Source organism: Caulobacter sp. FWC26 (assembly GCF_002742645.2).
In the GTDB taxonomy this organism is placed as follows: domain Bacteria; phylum Pseudomonadota; class Alphaproteobacteria; order Caulobacterales; family Caulobacteraceae; genus Caulobacter.
Genome location: NZ_CP033875.1, coordinates 2,548,914 through 2,573,816 on the forward strand (window position 1 = coordinate 2,548,914; position 24,903 = coordinate 2,573,816).

At 69.5% G+C, this 24,903-nt stretch carries 24 protein-coding genes; 8 read left to right on the top strand and 16 right to left on the bottom strand.

What is annotated here, in order from left to right; translation table 11 throughout:
• Positions 1 to 29: 29 nt before the first annotated feature.
• From CSW63_RS13585 to CSW63_RS13595, 3 genes are read right to left on the bottom strand one after another with little or no spacing between them, the layout of a single operon-like run.
• Positions 30 to 926, bottom strand: a complete 897-nt coding sequence (locus tag CSW63_RS13585; protein ID WP_210408486.1) for a hypothetical protein — start codon at positions 924 to 926, stop codon at positions 30 to 32.
• Positions 919 to 1,878, bottom strand: a complete 960-nt coding sequence (locus CSW63_RS23410; protein WP_168193655.1) for a hypothetical protein — start codon at positions 1,876 to 1,878, stop codon at positions 919 to 921. Before CSW63_RS23410 ends, CSW63_RS13585 begins: the two co-directional genes overlap by 8 nt.
• Positions 1,875 to 3,041, bottom strand: a complete 1,167-nt coding sequence (locus CSW63_RS13595) for a glycosyltransferase (RefSeq protein ID WP_099503432.1) — start codon at positions 3,039 to 3,041, stop codon at positions 1,875 to 1,877. The genes CSW63_RS23410 and CSW63_RS13595 overlap by 4 nt, the downstream gene beginning before the upstream one ends.
• A gap of 190 nt (positions 3,042 to 3,231) precedes the next feature.
• Between CSW63_RS13595 and CSW63_RS13600 the strand changes: the two genes are divergently transcribed.
• From CSW63_RS13600 to CSW63_RS13620, 5 genes are all read left to right on the top strand, one after another.
• Positions 3,232 to 4,482, top strand: coding sequence for a glycosyltransferase family 1 protein (locus CSW63_RS13600; protein WP_099503430.1), 1,251 nt, complete (start codon positions 3,232 to 3,234; stop codon positions 4,480 to 4,482).
• A 16-nt stretch (positions 4,483 to 4,498) separates the two neighbouring features.
• Positions 4,499 to 5,698: an LptF/LptG family permease gene (locus CSW63_RS13605; RefSeq protein ID WP_099503988.1), complete on the top strand. Its 1,200-nt coding sequence runs from the start codon at positions 4,499 to 4,501 to the stop codon at positions 5,696 to 5,698.
• A gap of 170 nt (positions 5,699 to 5,868) precedes the next feature.
• Positions 5,869 to 6,396, top strand: a complete 528-nt coding sequence (locus CSW63_RS13610) for an RNA polymerase sigma factor (protein WP_246842020.1) — start codon at positions 5,869 to 5,871, stop codon at positions 6,394 to 6,396.
• Positions 6,397 to 6,511: 115 nt separating this feature from the next.
• Positions 6,512 to 7,501, top strand: coding sequence for a FecR domain-containing protein (locus tag CSW63_RS13615; protein WP_099503428.1), 990 nt, complete (start codon positions 6,512 to 6,514; stop codon positions 7,499 to 7,501).
• Positions 7,502 to 7,503: 2 nt separating this feature from the next.
• Complete coding sequence (locus tag CSW63_RS13620; RefSeq protein ID WP_246842021.1) at positions 7,504 to 9,933, top strand: TonB-dependent receptor; 2,430 nt, start codon at positions 7,504 to 7,506, stop codon at positions 9,931 to 9,933.
• An 8-nt stretch (positions 9,934 to 9,941) separates the two neighbouring features.
• Here the strand turns inward: CSW63_RS13620 and CSW63_RS13625 are convergent, their stop codons facing one another.
• A complete protein-coding gene (locus CSW63_RS13625; RefSeq protein ID WP_168193656.1) occupies positions 9,942 to 10,895 on the bottom strand; it encodes a tartrate-resistant acid phosphatase type 5 family protein in 954 nt (317 codons plus the stop codon).
• A gap of 182 nt (positions 10,896 to 11,077) precedes the next feature.
• On the opposite strand from CSW63_RS13625, the gene CSW63_RS13630 reads away from it, so the two are divergent.
• A complete protein-coding gene (locus tag CSW63_RS13630; RefSeq protein ID WP_099503424.1) occupies positions 11,078 to 11,884 on the top strand; it encodes a VacJ family lipoprotein in 807 nt (268 codons plus the stop codon).
• 133 nt (positions 11,885 to 12,017) lie between these two features.
• Here CSW63_RS13630 and CSW63_RS13635 read toward each other — a convergent pair whose 3' ends face one another.
• The 3 genes from CSW63_RS13635 to CSW63_RS13645 all read right to left on the bottom strand — a co-directional run bounded on the left by CSW63_RS13635 (position 12,018) and on the right by CSW63_RS13645 (position 16,161).
• Complete coding sequence (locus CSW63_RS13635; RefSeq protein WP_099503422.1) at positions 12,018 to 14,207, bottom strand: TonB-dependent siderophore receptor; 2,190 nt, start codon at positions 14,205 to 14,207, stop codon at positions 12,018 to 12,020.
• A gap of 163 nt (positions 14,208 to 14,370) precedes the next feature.
• A complete protein-coding gene (locus CSW63_RS13640; protein ID WP_127846972.1) occupies positions 14,371 to 14,790 on the bottom strand; it encodes a hypothetical protein in 420 nt (139 codons plus the stop codon).
• A 288-nt stretch (positions 14,791 to 15,078) separates the two neighbouring features.
• A complete protein-coding gene (locus CSW63_RS13645) occupies positions 15,079 to 16,161 on the bottom strand; it encodes a DUF2726 domain-containing protein (protein ID WP_168193657.1) in 1,083 nt (360 codons plus the stop codon).
• Between the two features lie 305 nt (positions 16,162 to 16,466).
• On the opposite strand from CSW63_RS13645, the gene CSW63_RS13650 reads away from it, so the two are divergent.
• The gene (locus CSW63_RS13650; RefSeq protein ID WP_127846973.1) at positions 16,467 to 16,670 is read left to right on the top strand and encodes a hypothetical protein; all 204 of its coding nucleotides are present in this window, start codon (positions 16,467 to 16,469) and stop codon (positions 16,668 to 16,670) included.
• Positions 16,671 to 16,677: 7 nt separating this feature from the next.
• Here CSW63_RS13650 and CSW63_RS13655 read toward each other — a convergent pair whose 3' ends face one another.
• Positions 16,678 to 16,884: a hypothetical protein gene (locus CSW63_RS13655; RefSeq protein ID WP_099503415.1), complete on the bottom strand. Its 207-nt coding sequence runs from the start codon at positions 16,882 to 16,884 to the stop codon at positions 16,678 to 16,680.
• A 140-nt stretch (positions 16,885 to 17,024) separates the two neighbouring features.
• Here CSW63_RS13655 and CSW63_RS13660 point away from each other — a divergent pair, with 140 nt between their 5' ends.
• Positions 17,025 to 17,423, top strand: a complete 399-nt coding sequence (locus tag CSW63_RS13660; protein ID WP_099503413.1) for a helix-turn-helix domain-containing protein — start codon at positions 17,025 to 17,027, stop codon at positions 17,421 to 17,423.
• Here the strand turns inward: CSW63_RS13660 and CSW63_RS13665 are convergent.
• The 8 genes from CSW63_RS13665 to trbE are packed head-to-tail and all read right to left on the bottom strand — an operon-like array spanning position 17,420 to position 24,903.
• Positions 17,420 to 17,644, bottom strand: a complete 225-nt coding sequence (locus CSW63_RS13665; protein ID WP_099503411.1) for a DUF2274 domain-containing protein — start codon at positions 17,642 to 17,644, stop codon at positions 17,420 to 17,422. The genes CSW63_RS13660 and CSW63_RS13665 overlap by 4 nt on opposite strands.
• Positions 17,641 to 18,804 carry a TrbI/VirB10 family protein gene (locus tag CSW63_RS13670; RefSeq protein ID WP_099503409.1) on the bottom strand — a complete coding sequence of 388 codons (1,164 nt, stop codon included), beginning with the start codon at positions 18,802 to 18,804 and terminating at the stop codon, positions 17,641 to 17,643. Before CSW63_RS13670 ends, CSW63_RS13665 begins: the two co-directional genes overlap by 4 nt.
• Positions 18,801 to 19,580 (bottom strand): P-type conjugative transfer protein TrbG, encoded by a 780-nt coding sequence (trbG, locus tag CSW63_RS13675; RefSeq protein ID WP_099503407.1) that lies wholly within the window; start codon positions 19,578 to 19,580, stop codon positions 18,801 to 18,803. Before trbG ends, CSW63_RS13670 begins: the two co-directional genes overlap by 4 nt.
• A complete protein-coding gene (trbF, locus tag CSW63_RS13680; protein ID WP_099503405.1) occupies positions 19,577 to 20,263 on the bottom strand; it encodes a conjugal transfer protein TrbF in 687 nt (228 codons plus the stop codon). Before trbF ends, trbG begins: the two co-directional genes overlap by 4 nt.
• Positions 20,263 to 21,516 (bottom strand): P-type conjugative transfer protein TrbL, encoded by a 1,254-nt coding sequence (gene trbL, locus CSW63_RS13685; RefSeq protein ID WP_099503403.1) that lies wholly within the window; start codon positions 21,514 to 21,516, stop codon positions 20,263 to 20,265. Before trbL ends, trbF begins: the two co-directional genes overlap by 1 nt.
• Positions 21,513 to 21,740, bottom strand: a complete 228-nt coding sequence (gene trbK-alt / locus CSW63_RS13690; RefSeq protein WP_099503401.1) for a putative entry exclusion protein TrbK-alt — start codon at positions 21,738 to 21,740, stop codon at positions 21,513 to 21,515. Before trbK-alt ends, trbL begins: the two co-directional genes overlap by 4 nt.
• Complete coding sequence (gene trbJ, locus CSW63_RS13695; RefSeq protein ID WP_099503399.1) at positions 21,737 to 22,465, bottom strand: P-type conjugative transfer protein TrbJ; 729 nt, start codon at positions 22,463 to 22,465, stop codon at positions 21,737 to 21,739. The genes trbK-alt and trbJ overlap by 4 nt, the downstream gene beginning before the upstream one ends.
• On the bottom strand, positions 22,462 to 24,903 hold the full coding sequence (trbE, locus tag CSW63_RS13700; protein WP_099503397.1) for a conjugal transfer protein TrbE: 2,442 nt from the start codon (positions 24,901 to 24,903) through the stop codon (positions 22,462 to 22,464). The genes trbJ and trbE overlap by 4 nt, the downstream gene beginning before the upstream one ends.

Consider the following 24,903-nt stretch of genomic DNA (forward strand, 5'->3'; position numbering starts at 1 on the left):
GCCATGCCCCCAAGACCCTCTCACCGATTTTACGCCGCCGCCTCGCGGGCGCGTGGCGTCCACAGCGAGCGATCGATACGCTTGACGTCGAACAGGGTGACCGGACCACAGGCCGACAGGGTGTGCAGCCCTTGCGAATAGGCGCCCGCCCCGGGCGGCAGGCTCAGAGGCGCGGCCGCCTCGGCCTCGAAGCGCGTGGTGTCGAGCCTGAGGACGGTCAGCAACCGGATGCCGCCGCCGTAGGTTCGCGTGCAGTCCTGCATCGGCAACCGCGGCAGGCCATGCTCGACCCACGCCGTGCCGCCAGGCCGACTGGAGGACAGATCCTTGCGGACCGGATTGCCAGGGTGCGTGCGCCAGGGGCCGGCCAGGCGCTCGGCGAAGGCGAGGTGCAGGCGTCCCTGCTTCCAGCGCTGCGGCCCGGTTGGCGAATAGGCCAGCCACCACAGGCCATCGTGGCGGAACGGTGTGGCGTCGATGGCTGGGGTGTCGAGCTCCAGCCGGACCACCGGCTCCCAGACGTGCGGGAACGCCGCGGCGCGATAGAGCGTCAGCACGCCGGACTTGTACGCTTCCGGCAGCATCCAGGTCTCGCCCTCGGCCTCAAAGACCTGCGGATAGGACAGGTGCCAGGGCTCGCGGAGAACCACCGAGCGCTGGACAGGCGCAAAGCCTGCGTCCAGTTCGATCACTTCGATGACGCCGTGCCGGGTCTGGTAGTCATAGGCTTCGACGAAGAGGTGCAGGCGCGCCTCGCGCCAGACGCCGAAGGGATCGGCCAGGAACTTCCGCCCGCCCTCCTCCGGAAGCCAGTGAACCGGCGCGTTCGCCGGAAAACCGCGCCGGGCGACGTCCGCGATCGGCGCCTCCACCAAGCCGACACGCCAAATGTCCCGCCCCGGAATCTTCAGGCCCCACCTAGTCATGGACGCTGCTTTCGACAACGACGCGGCCCATCTCGCTCGGCGTTATCGCCGCGCGCCGCAGGCCACGCGCCAGATCGGCCAGGCCGAGCCCGACGATGACCGCCAGGTGCAGACCCAGGGTCATCACGGCCAGCGCCGCCAGCAGCACCGCGACGGCCGAATGCGCGCCAAGCAGCAGCAGCATCAGGCCGCCGAACACGAGATCCTTGTTGGAGATCAGCGGAATCCGAGACACCAGCAGCCGGATCGCCAGCAGGACCACCCACTGCGCCGGCGCGACCAGCGGAAGCGCCAGGCTCCAGACTAGCACCGTCAGCCCCGCCCAGGCCCCCAGGCGCAACCCGCAGACCCCGGCGACATAAAAGAGCTGCCCGAGGCGCAGCGAGAACACGCGGCGCCCGAAGGCAAGGACCCCCAGCGAGATCGCCACTGGAATGAGCCCAGACCACAGGGCCGGCCCTAGCCGACGGGCGAAATCGAGGTCCTGCAGCTGCGTGGCGCTGACCAGCGCTAGGACCAGGGTGAGGACGTTGCCCATCAGCGCCGAAACGATGTTGGCGTCCTTGATCGCGGCGAAGGGCGAGGCCACGGTGCGGGATGCCCGACGCGCCCAGACATAGAGGAAGGCCTCGCCGCTGTAGCCGAGCACCACCTCGTTGATGACGTTCTTGCGCAGCAGCGCTTCGAAACCGGCCATTGGCATGCGCCAGAGTCGCCGGAAGATCGCGTAGTCGAAGAGCGTTTGCGTCAAATAGAGCAACAGGAAGGCCGGCCAGGCGCCGAGCGGCAACTGGCGGATCGCCTTCAGCACCTCGCCACTGGCCCCGCCCAGCTGCGCCGCGATGGCGCCGATCAGCCCGGCGGAAAGGAGACCGCCCAGCCACCCCCACAGGCGCGAGGTCTTGCCCGCGACGTTCGGCGCCGTCTCGTCGATCAAGGTCTTGCGCCTCACGCCCGCGCCCCGGCCGCAACGGCCCCGTAGTGGTCGAAGAGGTCGGCGAAGTGGTCGATGTCGCGACGGACCCTGGCGGCGGCCGTAATGGCCGAGGCCCTCAAGAGGCCAGGATCACGCGCCAGCAGGCGCCGGATGGCGGCGGCGGCCGAGCCGGTGTCGCCAGCCCGATAGATCTCCGAGGTCGCCGGCTGCGCCAGATGCGCGAAACCGCCACGATCGGGGCCGACGACCGGAAGACCGCTGGCCATGGCCTCGGCGGGGATCAGGCCGAAAGTCTCGGACTCGCAGCCGTGGACCAGAAGGTCGGCGCTGGCCAGGTGGGCGGCCAGCAGATCGCGGTCGCGGATCGGCGGCAGAATGCGGACATGAGGATTGCCGGCCGCGGCGCGGGCCACCCGGGCGCGATCGACTCCGTCGCCGATCAGGACGAGAGCGATCGGCGCATCGGCGCGGGCGCGCATGGTCGCCTCGATGACCATCGGCCAACGCTTTTCCGGATGGAACCGTCCGACGCCCAGGACGAGCCTGGCGTCATCGGGACAGGCGCAGGCCGCCAACAGGCGCGATCGCAGCGCCGCGTCCCGTTTGCCGGGAGAAAAGGCGCCGCGGTCGATGCCGAGCGGCACGCTGGCCACCGCGCCCACGCCCTGCCCCGTCAGCCGGTCGGCGAGCCAAGGTCCGCCCGCGACAACGGAGCCAAAGCCGCCCGCGAGCCTGCGCAGATAGCTCCAGAACCAGCCGAAGAGCTGGTCGATCCGCTGAGGCGTGGCGATCGGCGCCAGCCATCGCTGGGGGTAGGACGCCACCGGGTCGGCGTGCATGAACATAGCCCGTGGGACCGGCCCCTCCCAGCTGGCGACGATACCCGCGCCCCGCCAGGGCGACGAGGCCTCGACCAGGTCCGGCGTCAGGAAGTCGAGCTGGCGGTGCACGGGGTCGGCGTCCCAGAACATGTGGTAGTTGGCGTCGAACGGGAGGCGGGGCGCGCGGACCTGGATCACGCCGCCCGCCGCACGCGGCTCGAAACCGTCGCACGGCCCCGGGGCGATCACGAACAGCTCATGGCCCAGCTGCGCGGCGGCCTCGAACTTGCGGTCGATATAGGTCCGCACGCCCCCGCCGGTGGGCGAATAGAACTCGGCGACATCCACAATCCGCATCGTAGTCTTTCAAAAAGCCCCGCACCACCGCGCGTCCGACATCGTCGGCCGTGACGCCGGTGGCCGCCTGCACGCAAGGACGGCGTCGTCGGACGCGGGTCTCACCGATTTTTCGAAATTCCGTGTGGGGGTGGGACCAGCGCGCCGTCTTGGTCGGCTGGGACCGGGGCGTACACGTGGAAGGACCAGCATGGACATCAAGGCGCAGATACACACCCATGGTGCGCGCCCGTTGCGGATCGCGTTGTTCTCGGGGAACTACAACTACACCCTGGACGGGGCCAACAAGTCGCTGAACCGCCTGGTCGGCCACCTGCAGGACACGATCGGCGCGCAGGTACGGGTCTATTCCCCCACCGCCCCCAAGCCCGCCTTCGAGCCGGTCGGCGAACTCATCTCCGTGCCGTCGGTGAAGATCCCGCTCCGGAGCGATTACCGCCTGGCCTTGGGCCTGCCTGGCTTCCTGCGACGAGACATCGAGGCCTTCAAGCCAGACCTCATCCACCTTTCAGCCCCCGACCTCTTGGGCTCGGCGGCCCTAAAATTCGCCCGCAGACTGGAGGTCCCGGTGGTCGCCAGTCTGCACACCCTGTTTGACACCTATCTCGACTACTATGGCCTGGGTCGCCTGCGCCCGCTGGTGCGCGGGCGACTGTGGAAGTTCTACGGCGCCTGCGACTACGTCATGGCCCCCACCGAGGCGATCGGCGACGAGCTTCGCGCCCAAGTCCCCTCCACGCGGGTCCGGACCTGGGCGCGGGGCGTCGATCCGGACCTCTTCCATCCCGGTCGCCGAAGCGAGGCCTGGCGGCTGGACCAGGGCTTTGATCCCGACCGCCCGGTGATCGTGTTCCTGGGCCGGATCGTCATGGAAAAGGGCCTGGCGGCCTTCGCCGAAGCCATCCGTTTGATCGAGGTAGCCGGCCACAGGCCGCAGGTGCTTATCATCGGCGATGGACCTGCTCGCGCCTGGTTCGAAGACCGGCTGCCGGGCGCGGCTTTCACTGGCTTCCTGTCGGGCGAGCCCCTTGCCACGGCGCTGGCCAGCGGCGACATCTTCTTCAATCCCAGCACCACCGAGACCTTCGGCAACGTCAATCTGGAAGCCATGGCCTGCGGCCTGGCCATGGTCTGCGCCGACGCACCCAACACCCGCGCCCTGTTGCGGCACGGCCGCAACGCTCGGCTCTGCTCAGACCAGCCCGCCGCCTATGGCGAGGCGCTGAGCGAACTGATCCGCATTCCCGAAACCCGCCGTCGCCTGGGAGTGGCGGCGCTGGAACGCAGCGCCGCCTATCGCTGGTCTGAGATCCTCGACGAGGTCGTCGAGGTCTATGCCGAAGCCCTGGGCGTGCGGACGACCACGTCGACGCCGAGGATCGCCACCCGTCGTCACGGCGCGATTGTTGACCCGCACGCCGCTGGCCTCGCGTCGCTCTGAAGGCCCGCGCGTGCTCATGATCCTCAAGACGCTCGACCGCTATCTCCTGAGGCGGGCCCTGACGCCGATGGCCGCCGTGCTGATCAGCACGATGGTGGCGTTCCTGATGGAGCGCATCATGCGCTCCTTCCAGCTGCTCTCTCAGACGACTGACGGCTTCAAATACCTGAGCGAGCTGCTGGTTAATCTGGTCCCGCACTATGTGGGCCTGACCCTGCCCGGCGGTTTTTTCATCGGCCTCTTCGTGGTGGTCAACGGCCTCAACAAGAGCTCGGAGATCGACGCGATCCTGGCCAGCGGCATGTCGCTGGGGCGCTTTGCCGCCCCGTTCGTGGGCCTGGGCGCCGCGCTGATGATGTTCAGCGTGCTGCTGTTCGGCTTCATCCAGCCCTACAGCCGCTATGCCTATCACGCCGTACTGTACGCGGCCGAGAAGGCGGGTTGGAACGGCGATGTCCGGCCCAAGGCCCTGCTTTCCACAGGGCCGCTCTTCCTGACCGCCGATCGCACGGACGCCAGCGGCCGCAATCTCCAGCGCGTCTTCATCCGCAAGATCGAGCCCGACGGCCGCGAGGACGTCCTCACGGCGGTGTCGGCGGTGGTGCGCAAGGACGCCGGCGACCAAAGCGTCACGTTGGACCTGCGCGACGGTCGCCAGGTGAGCACGACGCCCGACGCCCAGGTGTATGTCACCGATTTCGCAAGCTTCTCGTTCGACGTGCCATTGTCGCTGTCGGGCAAGCTGTTCCGCGTCCGGGGCGACGACCCCAGCGAGCTCACCCTCATCGAGCTGGCGCAGCGAGGTTTCGGCAAGGCCCAGCCGACCCTGCCCCGGCAGACCTTGCTGGCCGACTTCTACGCCCGCACCTCCCGCGCCCTGATACTGCCCCTGCTGCCGCTCCTGGCGGTGCCATTCGGCCTCAGCGCCAAACGGGCCGGTTCGGGCTCGGCGATGGCGACGGGCGGCATCCTGCTTTTCCTGTTCGAGACCTCCATGATCCTCGGCGAGGCCATGGCCACGAGCGCCGGGCTGCCGGCGGCTCTCACCGTCGGTTTGCCGGCGGTCCTTTTCGCCACGATCTGTATCGCCACCTGGGTCGCCAGCCGCAAGCGCCCCGGCCAGAACCCCGTCAGCTGGGTGACCGAGCGCATCGCCGCGCTCTTCGCCGCCATTGCCGAAGCACTCGGCGCCCGCCGAGCGGCGGCTCTGCCGTGACCATCGCCGGCCTTCGTCACCATCCGGGCAGCTTGCCTTCGTCGCGCCGCCAAGCCATGTCTCTTGGCGTACCAGCGACTCTTTCAGCGGCCCGAACGCCTGGCGATGCAGACCAACGCCGACAGCCAGATTCCGATCTCGCTCCCATACCGTTGCGGCGCTCGCGCGCGATGAAAGACGCCCCTGCCGATCTTTCGCCGCTGGCGGCCGTCTATCTGGAACGGCGCGAGGACATGCGCCGGTTCTTCCTGGCGCGGCTGGGCGGGCGTGGCGAGGTCGAAGACCTAGTCCAGGAACTCTATCTCAAGGTCCAGGCGGTCACCGAAGAACCGATCGAGAACCCCCAGGCCTATCTCTACCGTCTGGCCTCGAACCTGATGCTGGACCGGCTGCGGCAGGCCAAGCGCGCCGGCGCGCGTGACACCGAATGGCGCCGGACCAACCATGCCACGATCGGGGCGCTCGACATCGCCGACACCCCTGACGCCGAAAGCGCGGTGATCGCCCGCCAGCGGTTGGAGAAGCTTTCCAAGGCCTTGGAGACCCTCGCGCCGCTGACCCAGCGCGTCTTCCGGCTGCACAAGTTCGAGGGCCTGACCCATGCCGAGACCGCCGCGCGGATGAGCATCTCGCGCAGCGCCGTCGAAAAGCATGTCAGCCTGGCCCTGAGCCATCTGGTCAAGCGGGTGGGCCGATGACGACTGTTACCTATTGGCATCACCTTACCGGGATGTGGAGAGGCGGTTGGGGTGGCGTGACGTCAATGAGACGGCGCCCGTTTCAGACTTGGCGCGAAGGAAGCGCGAACCGCCTATGACGAAGTCCGTCGACCAAGACCCGATCCAGCAGGCGGCCGCCGACTGGTTCGCCAGGCTGCAGGGCGATCCTGCCCTGGAGGACTGGACGGCGTTCCAGGCCTGGCTGGAAGCTGACCCCGAGCACGCAGCCGCCTATGAAGCGGTCGAGGCGGTGTGGCTCGATCTCGACGACCTGCCGGCCAATGACACCGCGCCCGATCCGGCCGTCGCCGCACCGATGGCGGCCAATGTCACGCCCCTGCGCCGGCCCGCCGGGGCGCCTCGGCGGGGGCTCCTGATCGGACTTGGCGTCGCGGCCGCGGCGGCCATCGTGGGTCTGGTCGCTGTTCCACGTTTCACCCAGCCAGCCTTCACCAACTATTCGACCAGTCGCGGCGAGACGCGCGAGGTCGCCCTCGCCGACGGTTCACGGCTGACCCTGGGGGCGGCCACGACCCTGCGCGTCAGCCTCGGGGCGCGACAGCGCGACGTGACCCTGGTCGATGGCGAGGCCAGCTTCGATGTCGCCCACCTGGAGAAGCGGCCCTTCGTGGTGGCGGTGGGGGAGCGGCAGGTGCGGGTGCTGGGTACGGAGTTCAACATTCTCAACCACGCTGGAAGCCTCGCCGTCTCGGTGCGTCGTGGCCTGGTCTTGGTCTCGGGCGGCCCCGAAGGCGCGGTGCGCCTGGCTCGCGGCCAGCAACTCGCCAAGGGACCAGGCGCGACCGCCAAGGTCGCCACGGTCCAGCCCGACGCCGCCTTCGCCTGGAAGTCCGGCAAGCTCGTCTATAACCACGCGCCGCTGACGAAGGTTGTCGCCGACCTCAACCGCTATGTCGCGACACCGATCCGCGTTGATCCCAACGCCGCCTCGGTGACAGTGTCAGGCGTGCTGCTGGTCGACGAGGAGGCCGCCATGATCCGGCGCCTGGAACTGTTTGCCCCGATCGTCGCTGAGACGACGTCCACGGGGGTCATCCTCAAGGCCAAGCCGGCGCGCCGCTGACCGTGGGGCGCAGGACCTATCGCGGCGGCCGCCTGTGGGCCGCGGCCCTAAGCGCGGGCCTGGCGGGCCTTGCCGGCTCGTCCGAGGCCGCGCCGCGCCTGCTGGCCGGCCGCCTGTCTCCGGTCGTGCGGGTGCAGATCGCCGCCAAGCCGCTGCACGCTGCCCTGATCGATTTCGCCCTGCAGGCCGAGCTTTCTTTGGGCGGCGACCTCGACGCCTGTCGCGGCCAGGCCCCGGCGCTTTCCGGACGCCTGTCAGTCGGGGCGGCGCTCGACCGCCTGCTGGCCGGCAGCGGCTGCAGCTATAGCCAGCCTGATCCGCGCACGATCATCATCCACCGCCTCGCCGCTACGCCGCGGCCGGCCAAACCTGCGCCGGCAGCCACGCCGCTAGGCCTGGGCGAGGTGGTGATCACGGCCCAGCGCTATCCCAACCTGCCCGGCCGCACGCCGTACGCCATCTCGGTGGTGTCAGGCGGCGCGCTGGAACGCGAGGCAGTCACCAGCCTCTACGACCTGACCAGCCAGGTCGCGGGGATGACCGTGACCAACCTGGGACCCGGACGCGACAAGGTGCTGCTGCGCGGCCTATCGGACGGCGCCTTCACCGGCCAGACCCAGTCGATGGTGGCGCTCTATCTGGACGATGTGCCGATCACCTACAGCGCGCCGGACCCGGACCTGCGGCTGGCCGATGTCGAGCGGGTGGAGATCATGCGTGGGCCACAGGGGACGCTCTATGGCGGCGGCTCGCTGGGGGGCGTGATGCGGATCGCCACCCGAAAGCCCGATCTCGACCGCTACCAGGCCAGCGTTCTGGCTGGCCTTGGCTGGACTCAGGGCGGTGGCCGCGGTGACGAGTTGGAGGCGATGGTCAACCTCCCGCTCCTTCACGGCCGCGTGGCGTTAAGAACCGTGGCCTATCGCGAGACGCAGGACGGCTACATCGACAATCGCGCCTTGGGTCTGCGCCGCATTAACGGTTTCGAGCGCGCGGGCGTCCGCGCCAGTCTGCGCGCGGCCCTGACGCCAGGCTGGACATTGACGCTGGGCCTCACCCAGCAATGGATCGACAACGATGACACTCAGTACGGCTTGCAGCGGTTGGGCCCCAAGCAGCGCGACACGTTCGTACGCGAGCCGCACGACAACGATTTCGACCACGTCTCCCTGACCCTGACGGGCGAAGGCGGCTGGGGACGTCTGACCGGCTCGGTGTCGCAATTGGCGCATGACTTCGCCAGCCGCTACGACGCCACCTCGGTCTCGTCGATCTACGGCCTGGGCGATGCGGCCTCGGCGTTCGATGAGAATAAGGGCATCGATCTGACCGTGGCCGAAGTCACCTACGCCACGCCGGGCGAGCACCGTCTGCACGGCCTGGTCGGGGCTTTCGCCTCGACGGGCTCGATCCGGCTGAACACCAGCCTGCACGCCCTGCCCGCCGGCTCGCCCGCCGCCTATGCCGAGCGGCGGCGCGACACTATCCGCGAGATCGCGCTCTACGGCGAGATGACGTTCGACGCCACGCCGCGCCTCTCTGCGACAGCCGGCCTGCGCTGGTTCGATTTCCGATTCGGTACCGACGCGACGATCACCCAGCCTGCCGGCCTACGCCAGACGCGCCCGTCGGCGGAAGCCGCAGGCTTCTCGCCCAAGGTCCTGGTCAGCTACGACGCCAAGCCCGGCCTGCTGCTCTATGCCCAGGCCGCCGAGGGTTATCGGCCCGGCGGCTTCAACACCGCCGGCCGCATCGGCCAAGTCTTCGACGCGCCCGAAACCCCGCCGCGCCGCTACCAGGCCGATGAACTCTGGAACTACGAGCTGGGCGTCAAGCTGCGGGCGTTCGACGATCGTCTGCAGGGCCGCGCGGCGGTGTTCTTCGCCGATTGGGAGTCGGTGCAGAGCGACCAGTACCTGGCCGACGGCGCGGCCTATACCGCCAACATCGGCAACGGCGCCAACCGCGGGATCGAGGCCGAGGCGGCGTTTCGGGTCAACGAGCGACTGGACCTGCGCGCAGCGGCTCTGCTCAACGATCCGGAGGTCACCAAGCTCAACCCCGCCTTCAGCACGCGCAAGGACGCCAGCCTTCCTGGCGTGTCGCGGGCCTCGGCCAGTCTCGGCTTCGACTATCATCGCGAGCTGGCGATCGGCCCGACGCTGCGGCTCCAGGGCCAGGCGTCCTATGTCGGCGGGTCCTACCTGACCTTCGAAGCCGATCCCGCCCACGAGATGGGCGAGTATCTGGGCCTGCGGGGCGTGGCCAGCCTGACCACACCGGGCTGGACGCTGGCGGCGACGCTGGACAATCCCTTGAACAGTCATGCCAACAGCTTCTCGTTCGGCAACCCGTTCCTGATCACTCGCGACCAGATCGTCACCCCGCCGAGGCCCCGGACCCTGAACGTGCGCCTGACGGCCCGCTTCTAAGCGCTGGCTCACGCCTTACCCCGCCGATCACGCAGGAGCCGGACCTTGTAGACCACCTGGCCGTCGAGATCTCGAAACGCCAAGTCCAGCGCCTCGCCCTCCAGCCGGAAGGCCGCGAAGCCAGGTCGAGACAGGCAAAAGCGGGTTCCAGCCACCGCCTCGACCTTATCGCCGGCGTCCGCGCCTGAGCCCGTACAGATGTAGTCGACACGGCCACGGCGGATGTGTTGCAGGCTGTGGTCGTGGCCGTTGATGTAGGCCTGCACGCCGTGGGCCTCGAGCAGCGGCGCGACAGTCTCCACCAGCTCGGGGCTGTCGCCATGGCCGCCCGAATAGACGGGGTGATGGCCCATGACGATCTTCCAAGGTGCGGTGGAGGTGGCCAGCGTGCGCTCGAGCCAGGCGATCTGTTCAGCGCCGTCGTGACGCTCGCGATGACCGCGGGCCATCTGCTGCAGCATCTCGTCGTAGTTGCCGCCATCGACCAGCGGGGCGGTGTCGATCACGAAGAGATCGACCAGGTCCGAGCCGAGCGTCTCGCCGCCGATCTTGAAATAGCGGCTGGGCATGCGCCAGCGCGCACTCTGGGCCGAATAGTCAATCTGGGCCTGGGCCGCGCCCCGGTAGTCGTGATTGCCAAGCGCGGCGTACCATGGGGTCTGCAAGGCCGGGGCGTCATAGACCGCCTCAAAGGATTCTCGCCAATGGGGGTCGTCCACCGAAGCGACGCCTGCAGGATAGAAGTTGTCGCCGGCCGCCAGCACGAAGCGACTGGCCAGATCCTGCGCCGCCGCGCCCATGGCCCGAGCGACCTGACGCTGGGAGCGCTTGCCACGACGACCCCAGTCTCCCAGCGCCACGAAGCTGATCGCCTGATCCTCGGCGGCGGCCGGCGCGGTCCACGCCGCGCTGGCGGCAAGGCCAGCCAGAAGCGCGCGACGGTCCAGGGACGATTGGGACACTAGAGGCCTCCGGGACGACCGGACCCCGATGGCCCGTGCGTTCAAGGACGCCGCCATCGCCTGCGCCTCTCATCGATTTTGGCGGCGCGCTCGGACTTTGGCGATCTCGTGGGGGGTGCGCCGGGCCGTGGCGTCATTGGCGACATCGACGCCTCGGCGTCCTCTTAGCAACGGGATCGCCCATGAGATCGTCTTGCTCGCCTATCCGCACCGAACGCCCCCTCCCACGACAGGTCATTCGCGGCTGCCGCTGGGCTGGCCTGCTTCTAAGCTGTGCGATCGCGACAAGCGCCGCGGCTCAGACCATCGAACCCGACCCGCCCGTCGTCGAGACGGCCACGGTCGAGACGCCGCCCAAAGACCCGTTGCAGCGCCTGAACCGCGCAAGCTTCGGTCTTGGCATGGCGCTGGACCACACCGTTGTCGGCCCTATCGCCCACGCCTATGTCGCCGTCACTCCGGCGTACGCACGCGCCAGGGTCGACGCCGTCATCACCAATCTCGGCGAACCGCGCACGGTCCTCAACGATCTGGCCCAGGGCCATGCCCGGCGGGCCGAGGCGGCCACGTCGCGCTTCCTGATCAATTCCTCGGCCGGCCTTCTTGGGCTGTTCGATGTCGCGGGCAAGATGGGCATCGCCCATCACCGTAGCGACTTTGGCCAGACGCTGGGCCGATATGGCGCCCGCCCTGGCCCCTACCTCTATGTCCCCTTGCTGGGGCCCCTGACCGTTCGCGACGCCGTCGGCCGGCTGGTCGACGCCGCAGCGGACCCAATCACCCAGATCGGCGGCGGCGGCGGGACGACGTTCGGCGCGGTTCGCAGCAACACCAGCCGGCTGAACACCCGGGTCAAACTCGACGCAGGCCTGCGCGCGCTGGATGATGCGACCGATCCCTATGCCAGCCTGCGGTCGGCCTACCTCCAGCGCCGGGACGCGATCGTCCGTGAAGCGACGGGGGAAGCCGAAGCCCTGCCCGATTTCTGATCTCACCCCTGGGCGCCCGGTTCCGCAATGTTACCGAGGACGCAAGCGGCCCGCCGCCGGGTTTCCCCGACACCGGGCCGCAGGGCCTTCGCAACGATGGCGCAGCGCGAACCGACCTCGCGCCGCGTCGCCGTCAGAAGCGGGCGTTCAGGCTCACCTTCGCCGCCCGACCCGAAGCCGGCGAGATGTTGTTATTGCTATCGGCGTACTGGAAGTAGCGCTTGTCGAAGAGGTTCTCGACATTGAGCTGCAGGTCGTAGGTCTTGTTGATCCGGTAGTAGAGCGCGCCGTCGACGCGGGTGAAGCCGGCCAGCGAGACCGTGTTGTCGGTCGCCGCGAACCGCTTGCCCATGCTGGTCACGCCGATGGCGCCGCCGAAGGTCTTGTTCGGGTCATAGCGCAGCCACACTGCGCCCGACGACTTGGGCACGTGGTTGACGCGGTTGCCGGCCCGTACCGTCGCCGACTGGGAGTCCAGGAACTTGGCGTCGGTATAGGTGTAGGAGGCCACGATGCTGAGCTGGCGGGTGATCTCGCCCTGGGCGCTCAGCTCCACACCCTTGGACCGCTGGCGGCCGATCGGGATCGTCGGCGAGGCGGCGTTGTTGGGGTCGCTCAGCGCCAGCACGTTGTCGCGGTCCAGCTGGAAGATCGCCGCGGCGAGGTTGAAGGTCGGCAGGACGTCCCACTTCGCGCCCAGCTCGTAGTTCTCGTACCTTTCCGGAGCAAGGCTCTGGTTGGAGAGGTTGAGGGCCGAGAGCTGGTCGCCGCCGCGCGGCAGGTAGCTCTTCGAGTAGGAGGCGTAAATCGAAGTGTTGACCGCCGGCTTGAAGATCGCCCCCACCCGCGGCGACCACAGATTGTCGGTGGCGCTGAAGTTGCGCTGCGTGCCGGCGGCCAGGAACGGGTTCCGGTTGGTGACGTCGGTCTGGTAGTGCTCGTAGCGCAGGCCAGCGACCACCTGGACGTTCGGCGACAGCTCGATCTGGTCCTGCACATAGCCGGCCGCCAGCTTGGCGATGCCGAAGTTGTGGCCGCTGGTGGCGGCTTCGCGCCACTGGATGTCCGGACGACTGATCCGCGAGGCGTTGACCGGAACGAAGATCGTCTGCACACCGCTGGCGCTTGTCGCGGTCGGGAAGAAACCTTCGGTGCGCAGGTTGCTGGTGGTCTGGCGACCAAACTCAGCGCCGATCAGCAGGGTGTGCTCCACCCCGCCCGTAGAAACCTTGGCGTTGAAGTCGGTCTGGTTGATCAGGTTCCGGCGCTTGGCGCCGTTGTTGTAGGCGCTGATCGCCACGATCGAGCCCGGCGCATAGACACCGGCCGCCAGGCCCGCCGGATTGGTCTGGGCCGTGGTGTTCACCGCGCCGGGGAAGACGTTCTGGTAGAAGCGGTCATAGTAGGCGTAGCGCGTGCGGTTGCGGATCGACATGGTGTCGCTGAACCGGTGCTCGACGAAGACCGTGCCGGCGCTGGAGTCGATCCAGTTGGGGCTCTGGTCCGGATCGCCGAAGAACTGGCCGCGCGGCGTCTCCAGCGGCTTGCCCTGATAGGACGACACGCCGCGATCGCGGATGCGCTTATCGTGGAAGCGCTCGTAGCCGATCGACAGGGTGGTGTCGGGATCCAGCTTGAACGTCGCCGTCGGATTGAAGCCCCAGCGCTTGTTCCAGACGCCGTCCCGGAAGCTGCCGCTGTCCTGCCAGACGCCCGCCGCGCGCAGCGAGATCGTCTCGCTGACCGGCGCGCCCAGATCGACCTGGCCGCGGTAGTGGTCGTAGCGGCCGACCTCCAGGCGCGCGCCCAGGTGCTGCTGGCCATCGGCGACCTTGGTCACCCGGTTGATCAGGCCGCCGGTGACGCCGCGACCGAAGATCATGGCGTTGGGGCCCTTGAAGACCTCCAGGCGCTCGATGTTGTAGAGGTCGCGATAGCTTTGGGTGTCGTCGCGCACGCCATCGACGAAGAAGCTGGCGGTCGTCAGGTTGCCGCGGAAGCTCAGGGTGTCGCGGTTGTTCTCGCCCTGCGAGGAGAAGACGCCCGGCACGTAGCGGACGGCGTCGCCGATGCCGTTGGCGGCCTGGTCTTCGATCTGCTTGACCGAGACGACATTCACCGCCTGCGGCACGTCGATCAGCGCCGTCGGCGTCTTGGTGGCCGAGGTGATCGCATTGGTCTTGTAGGAGGCCTGGCCTGTGATCGTGACGCCGCTCACCTCGTTGATGGTCTGCGCCAGGACCGGCGTGGCCAGGAGCGCCGCGGCCGAGGCCAGCAGCAGGGCGCGCGAAGGCGCGCCGCGGAACGTGCGGTTGATCGACATCTAATTGAAATCCCGGACCTGAAGCTCGCCTAAGTGCGAACGATTTTCATTCGCGCCGTATAGCGCCGCCGTCCGATCGGCTCAGCCCAAAATTACAAAGCTTGGGAATTTGTATAGCGATTGAAATGTACCCGTAATGTCCGCAACACATGGCCAGATCGCCCTATTTGAGCGGCCTTGGCCCCACCATGGCCTTAAGATGCAGCAGCGGGATCTTGGGCGCCTTGGCTCGCAGGAGGCCGGGTAGCTCGCCGGGTGGAATGAGTGGCGCCGAGACAAGCTCCCACATCACCCCGCGCGGTAGCAGGAATTCCTTTTCGCCGCCGCCCGCGCCTTCCAGGGTCTCCATGTTGTAGACCGGAAATCCTGCAGGCAGGTCCAACTGCATCAACGCACCCGTCTCGCGGATAAAGGTACCTGCCCTGGCGCGTACAGGGGAGGTCGACCAGAATTCCAATGATCGAAATTGATACCCTGGCTTGACCTCCTCCAGGAACGGGCGATGTCCGACGCCTCGCCAGACTGTAAGCTCTGCGCTCAGCTTGGGGCAGCGATCGAACACCGCGTCCAGCGCTTCAGCCACCGGCCTCAGGTCGGCGTCCAGCTCGTCGGTCCAAAACCCTTGGCGAAAGCGCCCTGTTCAGGTGAAAGCAGGGCGACTGGCCAGCGCCTGTCTCCGCTGCGGACTTGTAGCTTTTCAGAGCGCACAGCTCGGCCTCCGTGAGGTCCTGCAGCGCCAACGCGGTCAGATCGTTTTCGATAGCCGTTCTCCTTCAATCTCACCCAGATCACGCGTGTCGCGGGCATTGCCTAGGACGCCGCCGCCGGCTAGGCGGCGAGCGTTCGGCGTCGCCGGGCATCCTCGCCCGGGCTAAGCGCCGCGACCATACTGTGCAGGAAGCGCTCGCCGCCCCGTTGCGCTCTCTGCCGTCAGCCGGGCGTACTCGGCGTCGAGCTTGGCGCGGACGATGTCCTTCCGATCGCCATCCTCGGTGATCACCAGGCCGATATCGGCCAGAACCAGGGCCTGAGCCTTGATTGCATCGCGCTTCTCCCAGTTCTCACCGAGCTGATGCCCGCTGCCGTGATGTTCGACCGCCAGGATCGGCATCCACTGCTCGTCACAGATCACAAAATCGGCGCGCCGATCATTATAGGTCCAGCGAAGTTCTTCCTCGCCTGGCGATGGCTCCAGATACTCGCCCATGCTGACTTGGGGCAGCAGCTTCAGCTTGCGCTCTTTGGTCCAGGTCAGAATGGCCCGAAACTTAGACTGCTCTGCGTAGTTGAGCACGGAGCTTGGTATCAGGGCGCCGGGTTCGGCCGCCTGCAGAAGCGCCAGGTGCTGATCCAAAGTCGATCGGGCGTGTTCGGGCTCCGCCTGGCCTCGGGTCCTGGCCATCTCGTCGAGTTCCACGCGGACCTTGGTGAAGAGCTGTTCGATCTCGACCGCTCGCGTCCGATCGGCCCGCAATTGAGCGTTGTCCTGTTCGAGTTCGACGATCCGACGCCGGGCAGCCTGCGCCTCGCGCCTGACGCTTTCGGCATCGGTCTCCAACATCTTCACCCTCGCTTCCGCCGTTTCGGCCCGCTGCCGTCCCGTGGCGATCGCCCGCTTGAGCGCGTCGACACGTTCGCCAATACGCACGCGCCCATGCTCCAGCGCCAGGAAGCGATCTTTTAGTCGCTGCGCCACGAGCATCATGCCGGCCACGACGATGACGCCCCAGGCCCCGATGCGCAGGACCCGGGTCCATCCGCCTTTGCCGGCCTTGGGTCCAACCGCGTCGATGGTCGTCATCACCGTCGCGCTGACCTTAGCATCGGCCTTGCCGGCGGAGAGGTGTTTACCGTCGCCGCCTGTTTTTCCAGCCACATGCGACGTGCGCCGATGGCCCGAAGGCTTCGCGTTCACGTCGGCGTGGACGGGAATCATGATGAGCAGGATGGCCAAGGCCGCGACGCTGAAGCGGAACATGAACGGAGACTAGAACCGAGCCCTTCAGCACAACCTAAAGGACATGGCTAAGATCACGCTTACCAGCTGCGGGCCGCACCAGAGGAGGCCTTCGCCGGCCGCCTAGGCGTTGGGCTGGAGAGTCTCCAGATCCATATAGACCTGGCCCGCGTCGCCACGCCGGGCCGGCGAGCCGAACCTCGCAGCTTCCGCCCGTCGCCACCGTCCCGCTGGTCCTGGCCCTGCATGAGCTGGGCACCAACGCCACCAAGTATGGAGCACTATCGACAAGCGCCGGGCGCGTGACCCTCTCCTGGCGGCTGGAGCAGGATCGTTGCTGCTTGGTCTGGCGCGAGGCGCTGGGCCCGAAGGTCCGGGCCCCTAGCCGCCAGGGCCTTGGAACCCGGCTCCTGCGCCGCCAGCCAGGACTAGAGACGATCACCACCAGCTTCGAGCCGGACGGTGTGGTGTGCCGCATTGAGGTTCGCGGATGTTCGGCGGATTAGGCCAGCGCTAATTCATCCTGTGCCGGCGCACATAGGCCGCCGCCCGACGCATGGACTCCGCCTCCCGCGTCATGCCCATTTGGTCCAGCGTCACGGCCGCCGCCTCGGCCCGCGCCACGACCTGGCCCAGCGAGGCGCCCGGAAACATCCCCACCAGATGCTCGGCGGCCTCCGCCCAATCGACCTCGTCCAGCGGCTTGGGGGTCTCGACCATGCCGGCAGCTAACGCCGGTGATCGGGCATCCACAAGACCGTGAGGCGGGCTCCAGGCCCGGCCAACGGAAATATACTTGGCGGCGCGCTACCAATACCCGCCTGCCCGCGCGTCTACAGCTCCACCGTCCGGAGCCTGCCTTGCCCAGTCCCGCCAAGCATTATGTCGATCAACATGTCGGCGCCCGTATCCGCCTGCGCCGCCAGATCCTAAAGGTCAGCCAGGGCGGCCTGGCCGCCGATCTGGGCCTGACGTTCCAGCAGATCCAGAAATACGAGACCGGGGCCAACCGCATCGCCGCCTCGACCCTGCACGCCGCGGCCAAGGTGCTGCGAACCACCCCCGAATGGTTCTTCGAGGGCCTGCCACCGACAGCGCCAGGCGGCGAGCCAGGACCGTCTCCAGCCGCGCGCGCCCTGATCCGCCTTGGCGCTTGCCCCGAGGGCCCGGCCATCGCGCAGGCGATGGCCGCCCTGCCCGGCCCGCTTAAACGGCGCATCCTGGCCCTGCTGGCCGTCCTGGCCGAGGACGCCGACTAGGTGCTTCGAGGGTTTCGTCCGCGCACGAAGGCCCGGTCGCTGGCCATGAACTGGTCGAGCATCGGCACGACCAGCCGCACGGGTTCGGCCGGCTTGCCGCCGGTCTGGGCCGCGTGGGCCTGGGCGTAGGCTAGGAGATTGCGGTGGGTGGCGGCCGGCACGTCGAGGGTCATCTTGACCGGCGTCTCGTCCTCCAGCGGACGCAGCTTCAGCTTACTCATCGAGGGGTCCTTTCGACATAGGGTTCGAGCACGAGGTCCTTGGTCAGCAGCACGCGCAGGGGCGCGCCGGGCCGGATCGTCAGGGTCGGGATGCGATCGAGGCTTCGGCCCACGACCTGGCGCCCGACATCGGTGACCGCGTCGGCGCCGCCGCGCCGGATCGCGCGAACCAGGTCCGACTCGTCGGACGAGGCTCCGCTTTCGGCCCCGATCGCCAGGAGCGTCGAAAGCCCGGCGGCGGCCAGGATGCGGCCGCCATGGCGGTCGACGCCGTCCTGCAGCCCCGCCATCCCCTGGGCGTCGGCGGCCGGCAACTTCTCCAGTACAATCGAGCGGCCCGAAGGCAGGATCAGGCGCGTCCACGCCACCCGCAGGCGGCTGTCGCCGGCCTTCACCTCGGCGGCGTATTCGCCGATCAGGCGCGCCCCGGCCGGGATCAGCAGAACGCCGCCGCCCAGGCTGTCGTGGACGCCCTGGGTGACCTGGGCGATGGCGACGCCCGGCGCGTCCGACCGCAATCCCGTCACGAGCGCGGCGGGGATCACCGCGCCGGCCTGCAGCACGTAGGGCGAGGCCGGAGCCTGTAGCCGCTCGCCGCTGGTCGTCCTGGCGTCGATCGCCGGCGCCGCGGCCCCGGAATCCGCGGCGGCTGGCGCCGCCGGTGGGCCGCGCCCATCGGGTCGCGCCGCCGCGAACAGACCGCTCTGGCGCGCCGCCTGCCTGGCCGCCACGCGCGTCTGGCGCTCGACATCCGCCACCGGACGCTGCGGCGCTGTGATGGGCGGCGGGTCGGCCGGCGCGGGCTCGCCTGAGGGCCAGTCGACGTGCTTACCTTCGCGCTGGGCGGCCAGCATCGGGCGCCCCAGGTCACCGGGCAGCGGCGGTCCCAGGGCTGGAACCCCGGCTGGGCCGACATATCCCCGAGGCAGAGCCGTGACCCGCTCGGACGGCGCGCTGGCGGGCGGCGGGTCGGCCACTGGCGGCGGCGGCCGCCGCCGTTCCGACAGCGACCAGCCCAGCGCCGCGAACAGCCCCAGGGAAAGGGCAGCGCCGCTGACGACCAGCGCCCGCCGCGACAGCCGGGCCACCGGCGGCGACGCGCCGCGCAGGCGCAGCGACTTGGCGATCTCTTCCTCGGCAGGGGTGCGATCCTGGCTCATCGATCCGCCTCCGCCTTCGGCGCGAGCCGGACAAGACGGACGCGCTGAGCCCGACGCTTGTCGCCCAGGCGCAGCTCGGCGCGATCGAACAGCCGGTCCAGAACGAGCCGACGGCCCTCGACGTGATAGTTGAGCAGCTCGGCGGACCGACCGTCGAGGCCCGTGCGATAGAGCGGCGGCAGATCGTCCAGGGCCACGCCGGGACCAAACTCCACATAGGCCCGGCGCCCGTCATCGAACACCGCCACCGGGCGCCAGGCCGGGTGGTCGCCCTCGAGGCGATAGGCGCGGTTGACCCGCATAAGGTCCAGGGTCTGCGTCACGGGCGCCGGCGGCGCGGCGACCACGGGGATCAGGCCTTGCCGGTAGCGCCACGACACCTGGGCGTTCCAGGTCCTGGCCGTCGCCCGCAGCTCCAGATGGTAGGTGCGCCGGTCGGTGTTGATAACCAGGTTGGTGGCCAGGCCTGGCTCGGTCGGCTTGACGAGCACATGGACCCGGCGAGCCGCGCCGGCGCCGCTGCTGGTGTCGCCGATCACCCAGCGAGCGGTGTCGCCGGCCGCGACCGCCCCCTGGGAGACAAGCGTCTCGCCCGGCTCGAGCACGATGTCGGTAATGCGGCCTGGGGTGGCCAGGAGCGGATAGACGCCGGTCTCCTCGTAGTCGAACGCGATCATGCCGGCCGGGGCGGCCAGGCGCGGATCGCGATCCTCGGCGCCGGCGGAAGAGACGCACAACAAGCCGGCGACGCCGGCATAGGCAGCCAACCGGATCATGCGCCGAACTCCTTGGACCAGGCGATGGCGCTGACGAAGACGCCCAGCGGGTTGGACCGCAGGCCCTCGGCGGTCGTGGGCGGCTTGATCCGCACCGTCAGGATGGCGGTCCAGCGCTCGGTGGCGATCAGCTGGCCGCCCTCGAAGCGCTGCTCGGTCCAGGCGACGCGGAAGCTCGACGGAGACGCGCGCACGACGCTGGTCACCGACACGACTGCCTGGGCCTTGCCGACCTGGCTGAACGGGTCGGCGCGGCGGGCGTGGTCGGAGAGCGCCGCCGCGCCCGCCGCGTCGGTGAAATCGTAGGCGCGCAGCCAGGCCTGACGCATCAGGACCGGGTCGGTGGAGATGGTGCGCACGTCGGCGACGAAACGGGCCAGGGTCCAGGCGATCATGGCGTCGGTCGGTCGCGCGCCTTGGGCGGCGGGCGCAACGACGCGCGGCTCGCCCAGGCGGTCGACCTCCACGACCCAGGGCGTCACGCCGCCGCGCAACGACAGGGCCACGAGCCCGCCGGTCAGGCCGCCGCTGAGGGCGAGCAGCCCCAGGGCCATCAGGCGCCAGTTGCGAGCCTGGACGCGGGCCGAGCCAATGCGCTCGTCCCAGGCCTGCCCGGCCCGTTGATAGGGGGTTTCGGGCGCCGGGGTCGCGCCGAAGCGCGCCGACCCCTTGAGCGGGCTCATCATCTATCCTCCGAAAGGCTGGGCGCCGCGCCGGCGCTGTGATCGTCGCCGCTGCCGACGGCGTGGACGGCCATGGCCGCGCCATGGGCCAGGGTCTGGCGGTGCTGCAGGTCGCGAGCCCAGGCGGGCGCGGCGGACGGCGCGCCCTCGCCGCTCTCGCCGCCGCCTTCGCCGGAGCCTCCGCCCGAGTTTCCGGCGGGACCGCTGCCGCCGCGCGCCGCCGCGCCGGCCGACGACGAGCTGGTCCCGCCACCGGAAGGGCCCGAGGGGGGCGGAGCGTCAGGGGTCGGGGCCGCGCCGCCGGCCGGCGGGGTACGCCCACCCGCACCGGCCGCCGCCGCGCCAGCGCCGGACGCGCCCACGCCGCTCGCCGCCATCTGCGCCGCGGCCGCGCCGGCCATGGCCATGCCCCCGACCACCAGGCCCGTGCCGACGGCCGCGCCGGCGCCCAGCTGGGGCGCGCCCGACACCAGGCCCGAAGCCACGCCCGGCCCGAAAATCGACAGGCCCAGCAAGGTGAGCGCCGCCAGGGCGATGGCCAGCACCCCTTCCAGGGTCGGCTGGCCGGCGCCGGCGGCGTTGAACTCGGCAAAGAGCGAGGACCCGATGCCGACGATCACCGCCAGCACCATGACCTTCACGCCGCTGGCGATGACGTTGCCCAGAACCTTCTCGGCCAGGAACGCGGTGCGTCCGAAGAGCCCGAAGGGGACGAGGACGAAGCCGGCCAGGGTCACCAGCTTGAACTCGATCAGCACCACGAAGATCTGGATGGCGATGATGAAGAAGGCGACGATGACCAGCAGGGCCGCCGCCAGCAGGATGACGATCTGGACGATGTTCTCGAAGAAGCCGGGAAATCCGCCGAGTTCGGCGGCCGCCTGCAGCAGCGGCTTGCAGGACGACACGCCCAGGGCCGCCAGGCGGCCGGGCCGCAAGAAATCCTCGGCCGATACCCCTGCCCCCGAAGCCTTCAGGCCAAGGCCCGAGAAGCTCTTGAGGACGATCAGCGACAGAGCGTGGAAGTTGCCGATCAGGAACGCAAAGAACCCGACATAGAGGGTCTTCTTGACCAGGCGGGCCAGGACATCCTCGCCAGACGCCCAGGCCCAGAAGAGCGCCGCCAGGGTGACGTCAATGGCCACCAGGGTCGTCGACAGGAAGGCGACCTCCCCGCCCAGCAGGCCAAAGCCGCTGTCGAGATAGCGGTTGAAGGTGTCGAAGAAGCGATCGATGACGCCGACGTCGTTCATGACGCCGCCCCGCCGAAGAATCGCGCCCGAGCCCCAGCCCAGGCCGCCTTGCAGCCGGAGTCGCGTCCTGCCGCCTCGCCCAGGCCCTGGCAGCGCGCCAGCTCCGGATCGACCGGCGCGAGCTTGGCCGGTCCGGTCTGTGATGGATGGGAGGCCCCGCCCGCCAAGACAGCGGCCCCCAGCAGGATGATCAGTGCGGTCCCCCAGGCGAGGGACCGGGTCACGGCGTTCCAGCGCTCCCGATGAAGCGTGAGAACCGGGCCTTGGCGTCGGCGCGCGCGGCGGCCCGGTCGGCGGCCTCAAGGGCCTGGGCTCGTCCTTGGGCGGCGCTCAGCGCCAGAAGGTCGGCGAGTTGCTGGGCCTGGAGCGCCAGGAGCTGGTTGCCGGCCTGGGCGGCCTGCAGGCCGCCGACCGCGCCTTGGCTCTGGCCGATCAGGTTGGTCAGCTGGTCGCGGCTCGCGCCCAGGCCGCCGACCACGCCGGCCTGGACCTTCAGGGCGTCCTCGAAGCCGGCGACCGCCGCGCCCCACCGCGTCTCGGCCCGTTGGGTCAGGGCCGCGTCCGAGGCCGAGAGCGCGATCGCCCCGTACTGCGTGCGAAAGGCCTCGCGGATCTGCGCCACGTCGTAGGCCAGCCCCTGGGCTTGGCCCAACAGCTCGCGGGTGCCGTCGACCTGGGCCTGCAGGGCCGCCAGCGAGGAATAGGGCAAGCTCGCCAGACTGCGGGTCTGGCCGATCAGCATCTGGGCCTCGTTCTGCAGCGAGGTGATCTGGTTGTTGATCGTCTGAAGGGCCCGGGCCGCCTGCAGGACGTTCTGGGCGTAGTTGGTCGGATCAAAGACCGTGAACTGAGCGCGGGCCCGGGCTGGAGCGATCAGGCCGGCCAGGCCCGTCGCGGCGAGCAGCCATGCGGGGCCAGCCGACGCCAGGCGGCGACGGGTAAGGGTCATGTCGACGTCTCCGGAGGGTTGGCCGGCGCGGCGGGGCCGCCCGGCAGGAGGTCGGCGGCCCAAGCCAGGCCACGCGCGCGCAACCAGGCTGCGGCGAAGCCGTCCCGGCCATGAGCGGCCAGGGTCTGGCTGATCGCCCGCTGATCGCTCTTTGAGGAGGCCGCGCAGAAGGCCAGCGCGACCGGCCCCAGGCCAAGGTCGAACAGCCGGTCGCCGACACTTGATTGCAGGTAGTAGTCGCGGGCCGGCGTGGCGCGGGCGAGAATCTCGATCTGCCGCGCGTTGAGACCAAACCGCGCGTAGGCGGCCGCGCCCTGCGGCTCCAGGGCGCGCGGGTTGGGCAGGAAGATGCGGGTTGGGCAGCTTTCGATGATCGAGGCGGCGATCGGGCTCTGGGTGACGTCGGCCAGGGACTGGGTGGCGAAGACGACCGACGCGTTCTTCTTGCGCAGGGTCTTCAGCCAGGTGCGCAGCTGGGCCCCGAACGCGGCGTCGTCGAGCGCCAGCCAGCCCTCATCGATGAGAATGAGGGTCGGTCGGCCGTCCAGGCGCCGCTCGATCCGATGGAAGAGATAGGCCAGCACCGCCGGCGCGGCCGCGCCGCGCGCCAGGCCCTCGGTCTCGAAGACCTGGATGTCGGCCTCGCCGAGCGCTTCGCCAGCCCCATCCAGCAGGCGCCCGTGCGCCCCGCCCAGCACGAACGGAGCCAGCGCCGCCTTCAGGGGCGGACTGGCCAGCAGCGCGACCAAACCCGTCAGAGTGCGCTCGGCCAAAGGGGCGCCGGCCAGACTGCCTAGCGCCGCCCAAAGGTGCTCGCGCACGGCCGGGGTGATGGCGACACCCTCGCGGGCGAGGATCGCCGCCAGCCAGTCGGCCGCCCAGGCGCGCTCCTCGGACGCGTCGATCAGGGCCAGCGGCTGGAGGATCGGCGCGGCCCGGCTCTCGCCCGACAGGTCCTGGAAGTCGCCGCCCATGGCGAGCGCGGCCGCGCGGCTTGAGGCGCCGAAGTCGAAGGCGAAGACCTGCGCGTGCGGGTAGCGTCGGAACGACAGGGCCAGCATGGCCAGCAGGACGCTCTTGCCCGCGCCGGTCGGCCCCACGACCAGGGTGTGGCCGACATCGTCGATATGCAGCGACAGCCGAAACGGCGTCGAGCCGGCGGTGCGCGCGATCAGCAGCGGCGGGCCGCCCAGGTGGCGGTTGCGCTCGGGTCCGGCCCAGACGGCCGACATGGGCGCCAGGTGGGCCAGGTTCAGGGTCGACAGCGGCGGCTGGCGGACATTGGCGTAGGCGTGGCCGGGGACGGTGCCCAGCCAGGCCTCGACGGCGTTGACGTCCTCGCGAATGACCGTGAGGTCGCGCCCCTGGATCACCTTCTCGGCCAGGGCCAGCTTGGCGTCGGCGCGGGACGGATCCTCGTCCCAGACCACGAGACTGGCCGTGACATAGGCGTAGGCCACCGCGTCGCCGCCGAGGTCCTGCAGAGCCAGGTCGGCCTCGCCGGCCTTGTTGGCCGCATCGTTGTCGACCAGGGCCGAGGGCTCCTGGGTCAGGGCCTCGCGCAGCAGAACCAGCACCGACTTGCGCTTGGCGAACCACTGGCGGCGGATCTTGCCCAGGAGCGCCTGGGCGGCGGCCTTGTCCAGGCAGAGCGCACGGGTGGACCAGCGATAGGCGAAGGCCAGGCGGTTGAGATCGTCGAGCAGGCCCGGCGTGGTCGACGGCGGAAAGCCGACCAGGGTCAGGACGCGCAGGTGCGCGCGGCCCAGCCGAGGTTCAAGCCCGCCGGTCAGGGGCTCGGTCGCGAGAAGGCTGTCGAGATGGATGGGGGTTTCAGGGACGGCCACGCCCTGGCGTCCGGTCGACACCGTCCCGTGCAGGAAGCGCAAGGTCGCTGGATCATCGAGCCAGGCTAGTTGCGGCATCAGGCCATCGAGCAGCGCCAGCAGCCGGCCAGACCGATCGATGAAGGCGGCCAGCTCGGCGCGCCAGTCGACGTCGCGCCCGGCCCGCCCCTCGACGAAGAGGCGCTCGATGCGGCCCCGCTGCTCGGCGGGCGGCAGGAAGCTGAGGGTCAGGAAATAGCGGCTCTCGAAGTGCTCGCCGCTGTCCTGGAAGTCGGCCCGACGCTCGGCGTCGACCAGGGCCGACATCGGGTCGGGAAAGCGGCTGTCGGGATAGGCCGCGGACGGGTCGCGCCGCGCTTCCACGAAGATCGCCCAGCCCGAACCCAGACGGCGCAGGGCGCCGTTAAGCCGCGCGGCGACGGCGGCGACCTCCGCGTCGGTGGCGCTGTCGAGGTCGGGGCCGCGGAATTCGGCGGTGCGCTGGAAGCCGCCGTCCTTGTTGAGGACGACACCGGGGGCGACCAGTGCCGCCCACGGCAGGAAGTCGGCCAACAGGGCCGAACGGCGGCGGTATTCGCGAAGGTCGAGCAC